Origin of the sequence: Thiomicrospira sp. S5, assembly GCF_003991075.1 — a bacterium.
In the GTDB taxonomy this organism is placed as follows: Bacteria; Pseudomonadota; Gammaproteobacteria; order Thiomicrospirales; family Thiomicrospiraceae; genus Hydrogenovibrio; species Hydrogenovibrio thermophilus.
In genome coordinates this window covers 1,280,703-1,292,687 of sequence record NZ_CP014470.1, presented here as the reverse complement: position 1 = coordinate 1,292,687, position 11,985 = coordinate 1,280,703, and the positions used below count along the sequence as shown (strand labels likewise).

The window sequence follows — 11,985 nt, the reverse complement described above, 5'->3', positions numbered from 1 at the left end:
TCAATCCACATAAAATTCTGATTCGGCCAGCAATTGGTCCAACTCATATAAGGGTAACCCCATTACGCCGGAGTAACTGCCGTGCAACTGCGAGATAAATTTAGCGCCAAGCCCTTGAATAGCGTAACCACCCGCTTTCCCTTCCGGTTCCCCGGTTTGCCAATAGGCCTCGAACTCCGCGTCGGAAACAGCTCGAAACGTTACCTCACTTCGCGATAGTTTAGACAAAATACGGCCGTCGTACACCACCGACACGGCGCTTAACACATCATGCCGGGCGTCGGATAATGCTCTCATCATCCGCTGGGCATCCATTTTGTGGCGCGGCTTGCCAAAAAGCTTGCCGTCTTTGAGCACCACCGTATCGCTACCAATCACCCAAGCCTTCTTTTCCGGCACCTTATTAAAACCGGAGAAAGCTTTCTCAACCGCCATCCGAATCACAAACGACTCGGGGCTTTCATTGGGCAAAAAGGTTTCCTCAACCGGCGCGTCAACCAGTTCGAAGTCCACCCCGATTTGTTCCAATAGTTCTCGCCGTCTCGGTGAAGACGACGCCAAATACACTTTCTTACTCATAAATCTCTCAAAGCACCCAATTCTCAGCGCAACCGCGACGAAATATCGGATATGATTAGCCATTAAATTACACTTATTCTAACGCTTTCGTAAGATTACTGAGGGAGTTTATCTATGGATATTATCATTACAGACCATTCGCCGGAAAACCTTGAAGATAAATTTGAAAACCACTTCCTCTATCAGAACAGCGATTATGCAATCATGTGTGAAAGTACAGAAATTCCCTGGTTGCAATTCATTCCAAACCGACCGGTTACCCCAGACTATGCCGGGCAGCTTTATGCCGAAATGGTTGCGCTGGCGGAATATTTGAGATCGGAAGGCTTTGGCGAACACTACAACATCGCCAAAATCGGCAATAAACTCCCCTATTACCACATTCACCTGGTCATGAGAAATCAAAACGACCAGGCCTGGCCGGAAACGATTTGGGGGTTGGATTTAAAAGAAGACGTGTCGGTGATTGAGCGGTTTAAAACGTGCTTGGAACAGTATTTTGCCCAAGCTTAAGAGTTGCAACAGAAACCCGGACCGTCAGGCCTGGTAAAAATCACGATACCAGCGTACAAAACGCTCAATGCCTGCTTCAATTTCCGTCGCCGGTTTAAAACCGACATCGGCCATCAAATCCGACACATCTGCATAGGTTCTCGGCACATCACCTGCTTGCATCGGCAACTGGTTTTGAACGGACTTTTTCCCCGTCGCCGCTTCAATCGCTTGGATAAAGCGCTGTAAGGTAATCGGTTGATTATTACCGATATTGTAGATTTTATAAGGCGCTTGCGCCGTGGTGATATCCGATTGATGCATCGCCGGAATATGATCCATCACCCGCACGACGCCTTCGACTATATCATCGATATAGGTAAAGTCCCGCTCCATTTGGCCATGGTTAAACACATCAATGGCCTCACCCGCTAATATCTTGCGGGTAAACGAAAAATACGCCATATCCGGGCGCCCCCAAGGGCCGTAGACAGTGAAGAACCGCAATCCGGTCGTTGGAATACCATACAAATGGCTATACGTGTGCGCCATCAATTCGTTGGATTTTTTCGTCGCGGCATAAAGGGAAATGGGAAAATCCACCCGGTCGTCGGTTGAAAATGGGATTTTGGTATTCATGCCGTACACCGAACTTGAAGACGCATAAACCAAGTGCGCCGTTTTCTGGTGGCGACAACCTTCCAGAATGTTCACAAAACCGACCAGATTAGAATCCACATAAGCATGCGGATTTTCAATTGAATAACGCACCCCCGCCTGAGCGGCCAGGTGAATCACTCGATCGAAAGCTTGTGCGTCAAATAGTGCTTGAGTCTCCGCTCGGTCGGCAATATCGATTTCCACAAATTCAAATGCCTCCAAAACCGACTGTTCGGCACAGAAGCGCTCGATTTCAGCCAAGCGCGCACGCTTCAACGCTGGATCATAATAATCATTCAGGTTATCCAGCCCGACGACCTCATGGCCTTTCTTCAATAAATCCAGCGTCACATAGAAACCAATAAACCCGGCTGCACCGGTCACCAATACTTTCATCAATCCTGTCCAAATAAATCGCGTGTGTAAACTTTATCACACACATCTTTAATCTCATCGGTAATACGGTTAGCCAGCACGATGTCCGACATGGCTTTAAACTCTTCCAAAGATGACACCACTTGCGAGTTGAAAAAGGTGTCTTCCGTCAGCACCGGCTCATAGACGACCACCTCAATCCCTTTGGCTTTAATCCGTTTCATCACGCCCTGGATGGCGGACGCGCGGAAATTATCCGAGCCGGCTTTCATCACCAAACGGTAAATTCCGACGACTTTCGGCTGCTTACGAATAATCGAGTCTGCAATAAAATCCTTTCGGGTCGTATTGGAATCGACAATCGCCTTAATCAAATTATTGGGAACTTGGTCGTAATTGGCCAATAGCTGCTTGGTGTCCTTCGGCAGGCAATAGCCGCCATAACCGAACGAAGGGTTGTTGTAATGACTGCCAATGCGCGGGTCCAACCCCACCCCTTCAATCACCTGACGCGTACTGAGACCATGGGTTTCACAATAGGTGTCCAACTCATTGAAGTAAGCGACTCGCATCGCTAGATACGTATTTGAAAACAGTTTCACCGCTTCCGCTTCGGTGGAATGGGTAAATAAAACCGGAATCTCTTCGGCAGGCTTAGCCGCGCCCTCGACAAGCAATTGCGCAAAGCGTTCCGCGCGCTCGGATTCTTCACCCACAATAATGCGCGATGGATATAAATTATCGTAAAGCGCTTTGCCCTCGCGCAAAAACTCCGGCGAAAACACAATCTTATCGGTATTGAATTTTTCTTTGACCGACTGCGTATAACCGACCGGAATCGTCGATTTGATGATCATTACCGCTTCAGGGTTGACTCGAACCACATCCGCAATTACGGCTTCAACCGAACGCGTATTGAACGTATTGGTTTCCGTATCATAGTCGGTGGGCGTTGCGATAATGATAAACTCCGCGCCCCGGTAAGCCTTTTCCGCATCCAGGGTCGCAGAAAAGTTCAACTCTTTGTTCAGCAAAAACTCTTCGATCTCAGCATCGACAATAGGTGATTTTTTATGATTGAGTAAATCGACTTTCTCTTTGACAATGTCCAACGCCACCACTTCATGATGCTGCGACAATAACACGGCTAAGGACAACCCAACATAGCCAGTACCGGCCACGGCAATTTTCATACTTTTTCTCACCTCAATGCCGCAACACTCAACTGTTGCGCTTGTTTAAACGATAAAAACACCTTCTCGGGCGCAATGCTCTCATAGCACGGAGGATACACGCTAAACGTTTCAATATCATTACGTTCACAAGAGTTGCGATTCATACATGGAGAACAGCCTAACGAGGAACACAAATCAATCGCCTCGTTTGAAGGTACTGCAGCATTTGAGCTGGTTGCTCCAAAGATTCTCACGGTCGGCACAGCCAGAATCGAAGCGATATGCGTCAACCCCGTATCACCACCAATAACGCCTACTGACTCCGTGATTAAAACAGCCAACGCTTTCAAAGTCATTCCAGGAAGCAATACAATCTCCGGCCGTCCATTCACAATTTTTTGCGCTCGAACTTTTTCCTCTTCTGAGCCCCAGGGTAACACCACGGTAACTCCGTCGGCGATAAAGAACTCTGCCAAGCGTTCCCAATACTCTAACGGCCAGTTTTTAGCCGCTCCACTTGTCGAGTGCACAAACACTACATATGGTCCCTGAAAACTAACACCAGAATTACTATGGGATAAATCCACGTCATACTTGAGACGAAGAGTGTCCAGTTCATAGCCTACAGCTTTTGCCATGAGAGTTCTGTAAAATAAAACAGACGGTAGTGTCGGGTCAAAATCAACCGTCCTAGCATACAGTCCAGCAATACGCGGGTCATCTTTCATGATCTCCAACATGGAACGAGTAGGCCCAACAAACGGCGCGCCGATTTTTTGAACGAGCTTAGCATCCTGCCAGCCAAAATAAAAATCCAAAATTAAATCGTAGTTTTCCCGTTTCAGTTTTTGTATAACAAATCTTGAAAACATTCCAAACGTAAAAGAGTCAAACCTTCTCAAACGCTTGCGATTGATTGCGAAGACCTTATCGACATGACGACTCCACTTTGGAATATCATGATATTGATCGTCGACTAACCAATGGACTTCCACATCCTGCCGTTTTCTTATGACATCCGCAACAGCGGCAAACACATGAACGATATCTCCAAACGAAGAGGGTTTAAGAATGAGAATTTTCTTCATAGGAACGCAACGAAATCAATACCAGCAAAGTCAGCCAGAATGTAAAAAAGACAATACCATGTGAATATGTCAGCACAGCGCCAAACAAAAAGAAAACAATAGAAGAAACTAAAAAGGCAATACTCCCCAAGTTAAACATAAATGACTCTGGAATTGAATAAACCACACCCCTCCTAAAAATCCAAAAAGAACTCAAAAGGATTCCCAGTAATGCCAACAATCCCAAAATGCCTTTCATCCAGTAATCCATCAAAAATTGATTATGGATATGCTGATAACTTATGATTTGCTGATATAAAAAAGCATTTGAATCCGACTGATGTTCTTGAAAAAGACGCTCTTTATAAGCCAAGAAATTTTGTTCCCCCAATCCCTGCCATGGCATTTGTTTAATACCGTCTACGGCAACTTGGGCCATAAAGATTCTCTGCCCAACAGATCCAGATAAATCTCCATCAACAATTTTATTAAAATCTACCGTCGCCTGTTGGAAACGGGATTTTATCGGGTTATCAATGACAAAAGTAGACACGCCTAGCAGCAGAATCACAACACCTGACGACACCAGCATTTTTTGGGTCATGGTTTGCTTAAAAAGTAACAATAAAAATGGCAAGGACACAATTCCGGCAATGGAGAGAGATAACCAATAACTTCTTGTCGCCGTCAATAGGATCAAGATTGCCAAAACAGCCGCCAATAAAAGATAGTGCTTAGCGGGACGACCATAAAACCGTTCTGTGAGTCCTGCCCCCACAAGCCCGATCAAAACCGAACCAATAAACCAAGCCACCTCGCCACGTTCGGAATATAACTCACCCAAACGATTAGATGCCGATCCGAAATCACTATCGAAGCGCACATAAATCTCATAGCAAGAAATCAAAATAATCAAATATGCTAGCACCATGGCAAATCGATTAAAGTCTTTAATGGACATTCTCAAATAAGCCACCATGAAAAAAAACGGCAATAAATATAGGACCTTGCTGTATTTGCTGACAAAAGCCAACGTTTCCTGTGAATTTTCAGCGGTTGCATGAAGGCCTAGAGGCAAAAAAACCATTAACACATAAAAAAGTAATACGATACGCCATCCTGCATAGGCCCGTCCCATCAAACCAGCATTCATACGAAATACGAATTTTGCCAACAAAACCCACAACGTTATCAAAACCAAGAAAGGTTCATAACTAACAAGCCCATTGTAAAAAAGAGCAAAAAAGAACATGATCAAAAGTCCATGCCCTAACACTTCAAATGGTTTCACCCAATCATTTCGTATTATGTCTAACACAGCTGTCGCAATCCTTTATAAAAACTTTCAAATGAAAACGGCTCCTTGTCGAATACGGGTAGCGTTGCTTGCTGTAACCGAAGCTCTTCCTCAATTCTTTTAGCCAGCGCCAACTCATCCCCTACTGGTACTAAATAATTTTTTAGCTCGCCCGTTAAAATTTCATTAGGCCCGGAAGGACAATCGGTTGAAACCACAGGGGTTCCTAAAGACAGCGCCTCAACAATCACATTTCCAAACCCTTCGTAATCTGACGATAAAATAAGTAACCTTGCCGCTTTCAACCATACAAAAGGATTTGCCTGAAAGCCGGCAATCACAACTCTATGAGACAAGCCTAAACTGTCAATTAAAGCTTTTAGCTTCGGAGTTGACTTTGTCAATAATACCAAAGGCAGTTCGGTATTTACCTCTCGGTAAGCCTTTAACAAAAGATCATGCCTTTTTTGGGACGAAAAACGGCCGATATGCAATAAAAAACCTTGCGACTCCAAATTTTTAAGCGCTTCTATATCTCTGACATCGAAAGCTTGCTTTTGAATGTCTTCATAGTCAAAAAAATTATGCAGTACTTTAACGTTCTCTGGCGATGCGTCGAAATTATCAATCAAGTCCTGCCTAACACCTTGTGAAACAGCGATAATCTTTTTGTTCTTATAAACTTTTCTATGGGTACGAAAATAACGTCTGGTTTTCTTTTTTGAAGTCTGGTCATAAGCTTCACAAGATAAATTGCAGTGTACCCAATACCAAACATTAGACATGGTTAAACGGGCAAACAAACGATGTGTTCCATAAAGCGAAGCAATGACGCAATCAAATGGCTTTCCAGACTCAACAACCAACCGATCAATTAATTTTTCAAGCGCTTTTGCCTTTAACGGATAATCCAAAAACCCCAAAAAAGGTTTCTGAAAGACATGATCTAAAAAATAAATATTTTGATGGTGGTGATAGTCGTAGTCAGCGCCCTTTGACTCAAGCACAATCAAAACGGCGTAATGCCCCATTTCTTGCAATCGACGAAGTAAATCCAAATTTAATTTCTCCGCACCGCCGCCAGTTAATGAGCTAATAACAAGACAATATGTTTTTTCAGTTAACTGCATCACTTCTGTATCCGACTGGAATATTGGAAAATCGCTGATAAGCTTTAATATTCGCATTTTGCAAAATTGGTAACGGCGTCCGATCATGGCTTCCAATCAATGCAACGGAAACATTCGCATTGGGCAAAAACGACTTGGCTTCCAGCAAGATCGTGGAAATGTCGCCGGTAAACATTACATCCTCATTTAAGTTCGGCAGCAACAGTTCAAACGGGATTTCACCCCGCAAAACCGTTTGTTTCGGAAAACGTTTTTGAATCTCCAGTGGGTCGTTCGCTTTATCCCGAGGGTGATATTTCAACAAAAACCGTTTTCCGCTCTGATCCAACTTCGTCAAAAAATGCACCACGTCTTCTGGATAGTCTTGCGATGTTTCAATCGCTTTTCGATAAACATCCAAAATCACCACCACATCAATATCGGCTCTCTGAGGTGCCAAGCCATAAATTTCATTTAATTTTTTTAAAACCTCGGCGCTATCCAACACGGACAACCAGTTTGAATCAATGCCATGCACATTTTTTTCCGGCAACGCACCTTGTAACTTATCCGGAAAAAACAAAAATGCACCGTCTATCCACGGCGCATTAATTTTAAGAGGGTTCGGCTCTTGATACCACCAACCGTATTTCAGTTTTCGACTGAATAGGCGTAACGCGGGCATCGGTTTTCGACTCGTCGCCTGGTAACTGAACAGACCATCATCCAATAAATACGATGCCAAATTCGGGTTTTGAATTTTAGCCGCTTGAATCGTAAACTGTACAAAAGGTTCATTAACAGACCCTGTTAAAATATGGTTCAAACGATGCCCATCCAGAAGTTTTGCCATCGCCCGAATTTGGACTTTTTCAGAGCCTGATGGCAAGATTTCCGCATTCGAAAAATAGTCTAAATTAATCGCGTCTTCCGCCAGTTTTCGTGGAAAACCGGATTCAAATACAATCATGGCCGGTTCGTCTTGAAAACGGGTCAATCGCAAAAACACACTTATCAGCCAATGGCGAGGCGTACTGACAATAAACAGATTAAACAAAACCATCTCCCGGCGCTTTAACAGACAAACCTGCTTGCTGAAACAACGTCAAAAAGCGGCGCTGAAAAGCGTTATGTTCATCCAAAATAGCCGTTCCATCCAAATCCGGTCTCAGCCATTTTGCCATTAACAGCGAACTGCCGACATCACCAAACAACTTGGCGTTCGGCTTAAACAGAGGCAATAAAAACTCAAACGCAATACTGGATGGAATCACCTTTTCCACCCCGAGCGTTTTGAGTTCAAATGCATCTTCGCCTTGCATTCTTGGGTGATACTTGACCGCGATTCGCTGTTTATCCTCAATAAAATGCTCAATCATTCGTTTCAGGTTGGTTTCATAGCCCGGCATTTTATGAATATTGTTCGGGTGCGACAGCAATATCACCACATCAAGCGATCGATAGTCTTCTGGTGACTCGCCGAAATGCGCCAACAACGCCTCACTCAAAGTGGCGAGCTCCGGCGCGGTAAAAAGCGTCGGCGGCAATCGATGACAATTTTTAGCCTTAAGCGGGTCACACACCAAGTCAGGCGCCATCACCCAAACATCGCTGATCCATGCCGATGCACCGATGGTATTGGGTTCTTGCCACCAGACACCGTAAAACAGTTTTTTCAACCCCGCATTCATACGATCTTTCAAGGGATGGTACGGCCGACCGGCGTAAGAATACAAGCCATCATCCAGATAATGCCCTTTCGCAGGATACCCGGCTTGCTTCAGAAGATGCATAATATATTGAAACTCCACACGACGGTCACTGCCGACCAAGACATCCGAAAAATGACGACTTTCCAACAACTGTTGCATTCGTTGGAAATTTTCTCGACGTTCTGCCAGCTTCCGCCAGCCAACTGCGGTGCCACGAAAGAGGTTAATCTCCTCGAATGGCGAATCCGGCCAGGCCTGGAGCACCTCATAATAAGGGTTATCATCTACCCGCTTTTGGTCAATCAACCAAAGCGCCGCCGACTGTTCATGTCGCTGCTCCACCGCATGTGCGGCCGCCAGCAATACATTCAGTGGTGTGGAAGGCAAATACAATGCGTGTTTCAAAACATCCCCATTTTGAGTCTAGCCATTATCGGCCAACACCGCTTTAATCGCATCACGAGCACGGTCGTCTTTCACTACCACGCCGTATTTCGTCAACACCTGAATGGCCTCATCATCCAAAACCAGGCGTTTCCACTCTTCATCCAAACGGCCTTCTTCCGACATTCTTACCCAACGGCGATAATGATTTCCCATTCGGGCACCGATTTTCAGCAAGGGTTTACGGTTTTCCACATGCGTTTCAAAATGATGACGACTACCAATGGCATAATGAAACACTTCCACCGAATCGCTTTCGGCATAGTTCAATTTACTCCACAGATGCCAGGCCCGGTGATTTCCGCCCTTGGCACGTAAAAACCCTTGTAGGTTGACCATCACCTTGCCGTGAATCTTACTCAGTTGAACCGACATATTATCCTGTTTCAACTCGGTGCCCTTTCCGTAATCGATTGGAAACAAAGTGCGGTAAACTCGCTCATAAAACGGCTTGCCTTCCGAATGGCAATCCAGCTGCATGTCATAGCGCGGACAATGCACGATGGACTTGCTGCGCGTCAACCCGGTTTTCAAATCCTGCCCTTCTTTCGGCAACCAGAATTCATCGGCATCATTGGAAATTACCCAATCCGCCTGCATGTCCTCACGGGCAATCAAAGCCATTTCCGTGCGCCAATCACTTTGACGGTAATCGGTAATCGGGCGTGAAATCACATGCAAATCAAACTCCGATGCCAGCGCTTGTAATTTTTCCAACGTACCGTCTGTTGAGCCGTTATCAATTGCCACGAAGCAATCCACGCCCTTGGCGGCATGAAAACGAATATTGCTTTCAATAATGTCGATTTCGTTTTTGACCATGTACGTCATGGCCAATCGAATCGGCTTCCCAGAAAACTGACGCCAGGTAAACAACTTTAAATTTCTAAGTAACACTCGCTCTCCTAAGTACGCTTTGTTACGCCAAGGCTCTCAACTAATTCCGGTAGTTTTTTGGGCGTTAACCCCAGCCTTTCATAAAAGCCCAAGAACTGATCGAAGTGGCCGGACGATTCTCCCAACTGCATGACCATCACTTGCACGCTCGGGCGAAACAATCGCGTTGTGAGGATCGTTGTACTCATATCTCCCAGTACAAAGCAGTTGGCCGGCAGCGACGGCAGAATGACCTCAAACGGTACATTGGCCGGAATTTCAAACACACCGGGCAACGACAACACGGATAATACGTCATTTTCCAGATCTTTTGGGTGGTATTTTACGCCAATTTGCCAACCATTACTGGAAAGTCTGGTCAACAAATCCCGCGCCTCCAATTCATAACCGGGCACTTGGCGCATATCATTGGTTTCCGGCAAGGTCAACACCAACTGGCAGTGTGCAAGACGCGTTTGGTCAATGGCAAAGGATCTTAACCAGGCCTGGGTCATTTCCTGCAAGCGTTTATCTTCAAACCAACTGGACTGCAAGGGCTCGGCGACCTTCTCTTTCAATAAAGGTGTCACCCAATCCGGATAGGCTACAATCATCTCATCAATCCATCGGCTGCCACCGATAGTCGGCGGTGTTTGCCACCAAAAACCGTAAACCAGCTTTTTCAGCCAATCATCGATCACCCGATCTGAAAAGCGTTTGGACGCCTTACGGCCGACATAGGTGTAAAGCCCTTCATCGAGATAAATGCCTTGCACTTTAACACCCAATTCTCGAGTTTGATGCATGATCCACTGAAATTCCAGATGACGATCGTTACCGACATACACTCGTTCCGGTTTGAAAGCGCCCACGTCCGATTTCAACTCCTCAAACAAACGCTTTCGGCTGGCGACTTTATCCCACCCCTTCCCGCTCGGCCGGAAAAACGTTTTCGTATCCACAAAAGGCGAATTTTGCCAGGCCTGCATGGATTCTCGAAAGAAATCCATCCGGCGGTTATCCGCTTCTTGCGCGACAAAAAAGAGCTTGGCCACTTCCTCATCACGGCGGGATAACGCCACGGCAAGAGACACCAATAAGTGCAACGGAGTAGAGACTAGGTAGTAGGCCGTTTTTTTTGTCATATTCGTTGTCACCCAGCCCTCTCCAACGCATGTAACACGTCGTCTGGCCGCAGGTGTTCAAGTGATTGTTCGGCCTGCTCTTCAGACTGAAAACGTTTCAGATACTGATGCGCACAGGGCGAAGCCAAACGAAGAACATTCGCCCCCAATGCTCCGACCAACTCGGGATCGGTAACCCGGTACAGCACCACCATCGGAGTCTCCAAAGCCGCCGCCACATGCGACAAACCGGTGTCCACCGACACGATACCGTCCGCAAACTTCAACAGCCGAGCCATGGCATTCAACCCCAGAGACGAATCCGGCACCCAGGCCTGGTCGTTTTTAAGGGATTTCGCCAATCGCAAAGCCCGTTCGTGCTCCGCTTCGGTTCCCCAGGGCAACACCACTTTTTGTCCTGAAGCCACCAGTTTTGCAAGCAAGTCTCGCCAATACGCCTCCGGCCAAAGCTTGGTCTCCCAAGTCGTGCCATGCAAACACACATAATAAGAATTATTTTGAAAGTCCGCCGGCAAACTGTCGGGGCCTTGCCAGTTCGAGGTATCCAGTCGATACTGAACCGGTGACGCAGAGACATCTTCATACTCCAATGCCGCAGAAAACAATTGCCGCAACCGCACGATCGCGTGTTGCGCCTTCGGAACCGAAATTTTTCGTTGATACCCCAAGCTGGCGGGCGGCTCACGCACACTTTGCCAATCCATTCCGACACGCTCACCGCTACGAATTTTGCGCAGGACCCAAAGGCTTTTCAATAAGCCTTGTGCGTCCAGTACCACGTCATAATGGGTTTGATTAATCGTTTGAAAAAACATTCGAATTTCTTGGCGGGTAGCGGTTTGCCAGAAGTTTTTGCGCCAACGTCGCAGCGCGATGGGAAAGACTTGATTGACGGCCGGATGCCATTGCGGAATTTCGGCAAAGGCTTCTTCCACCACCCAGTCGACTTGCAAATCCGGCCAGGCCTGAAGTGCATCACTCAAGGCCGGAAAGGTATGAAAGACATCCCCCATTGAGGACATTTTGATTAACAGTATCCGCATTGACTTCGACG

The 11,985-nt window shown here is 46.2% G+C and carries 12 protein-coding genes; 1 reads left to right on the top strand and 11 read right to left on the bottom strand.

What is annotated here, in order from left to right:
- Positions 1–579, bottom strand: coding sequence for a Maf family protein (locus tag AYJ59_RS05820; protein WP_127119545.1), 579 nt, complete (start codon positions 577–579; stop codon positions 1–3).
- 114 nt (positions 580–693) lie between these two features.
- On the opposite strand from AYJ59_RS05820, the gene AYJ59_RS05815 reads away from it, so the two are divergent.
- A complete protein-coding gene (locus tag AYJ59_RS05815) occupies positions 694–1,092 on the top strand; it encodes a hypothetical protein (RefSeq protein ID WP_127119544.1) in 399 nt (132 codons plus the stop codon).
- A gap of 24 nt (positions 1,093–1,116) precedes the next feature.
- Here AYJ59_RS05815 and AYJ59_RS05810 read toward each other — a convergent pair whose 3' ends face one another.
- From AYJ59_RS05810 to waaC (AYJ59_RS05765), 10 genes are all read right to left on the bottom strand, one after another.
- Positions 1,117–2,127: an NAD-dependent epimerase gene (locus AYJ59_RS05810; protein ID WP_206197909.1), complete on the bottom strand. Its 1,011-nt coding sequence runs from the start codon at positions 2,125–2,127 to the stop codon at positions 1,117–1,119.
- On the bottom strand, positions 2,127–3,299 hold the full coding sequence (locus AYJ59_RS05805; protein ID WP_127119542.1) for a nucleotide sugar dehydrogenase: 1,173 nt from the start codon (positions 3,297–3,299) through the stop codon (positions 2,127–2,129). The genes AYJ59_RS05810 and AYJ59_RS05805 overlap by 1 nt, the downstream gene beginning before the upstream one ends.
- 8 nt (positions 3,300–3,307) lie before the next feature.
- Positions 3,308–4,369, bottom strand: a complete 1,062-nt coding sequence (waaC, locus tag AYJ59_RS05800) for a lipopolysaccharide heptosyltransferase I (protein ID WP_127119541.1) — start codon at positions 4,367–4,369, stop codon at positions 3,308–3,310.
- Positions 4,347–5,639: an O-antigen ligase family protein gene (locus AYJ59_RS05795; protein ID WP_127119540.1), complete on the bottom strand. Its 1,293-nt coding sequence runs from the start codon at positions 5,637–5,639 to the stop codon at positions 4,347–4,349. Before AYJ59_RS05795 ends, waaC (AYJ59_RS05800) begins: the two co-directional genes overlap by 23 nt.
- Before the next feature lie 20 nt (positions 5,640–5,659).
- A complete protein-coding gene (locus tag AYJ59_RS05790; protein WP_164730743.1) occupies positions 5,660–6,775 on the bottom strand; it encodes a glycosyltransferase in 1,116 nt (371 codons plus the stop codon).
- On the bottom strand, positions 6,762–7,811 hold the full coding sequence (locus AYJ59_RS05785; protein ID WP_164730742.1) for a polysialyltransferase family glycosyltransferase: 1,050 nt from the start codon (positions 7,809–7,811) through the stop codon (positions 6,762–6,764). The genes AYJ59_RS05790 and AYJ59_RS05785 overlap by 14 nt, the downstream gene beginning before the upstream one ends.
- A complete protein-coding gene (locus tag AYJ59_RS05780; RefSeq protein WP_127119537.1) occupies positions 7,804–8,871 on the bottom strand; it encodes a hypothetical protein in 1,068 nt (355 codons plus the stop codon). Before AYJ59_RS05780 ends, AYJ59_RS05785 begins: the two co-directional genes overlap by 8 nt.
- 18 nt (positions 8,872–8,889) lie before the next feature.
- A complete protein-coding gene (locus AYJ59_RS05775; RefSeq protein ID WP_164730741.1) occupies positions 8,890–9,741 on the bottom strand; it encodes a glycosyltransferase family 2 protein in 852 nt (283 codons plus the stop codon).
- A 74-nt stretch (positions 9,742–9,815) separates the two neighbouring features.
- The gene (locus AYJ59_RS05770; protein ID WP_127119535.1) at positions 9,816–10,931 is read right to left on the bottom strand and encodes a polysialyltransferase family glycosyltransferase; all 1,116 of its coding nucleotides are present in this window, start codon (positions 10,929–10,931) and stop codon (positions 9,816–9,818) included.
- A gap of 8 nt (positions 10,932–10,939) precedes the next feature.
- A complete protein-coding gene (waaC, locus tag AYJ59_RS05765) occupies positions 10,940–11,974 on the bottom strand; it encodes a lipopolysaccharide heptosyltransferase I (RefSeq protein ID WP_127119534.1) in 1,035 nt (344 codons plus the stop codon).
- Between the last annotated feature and the right edge of the window lie 11 nt (positions 11,975–11,985).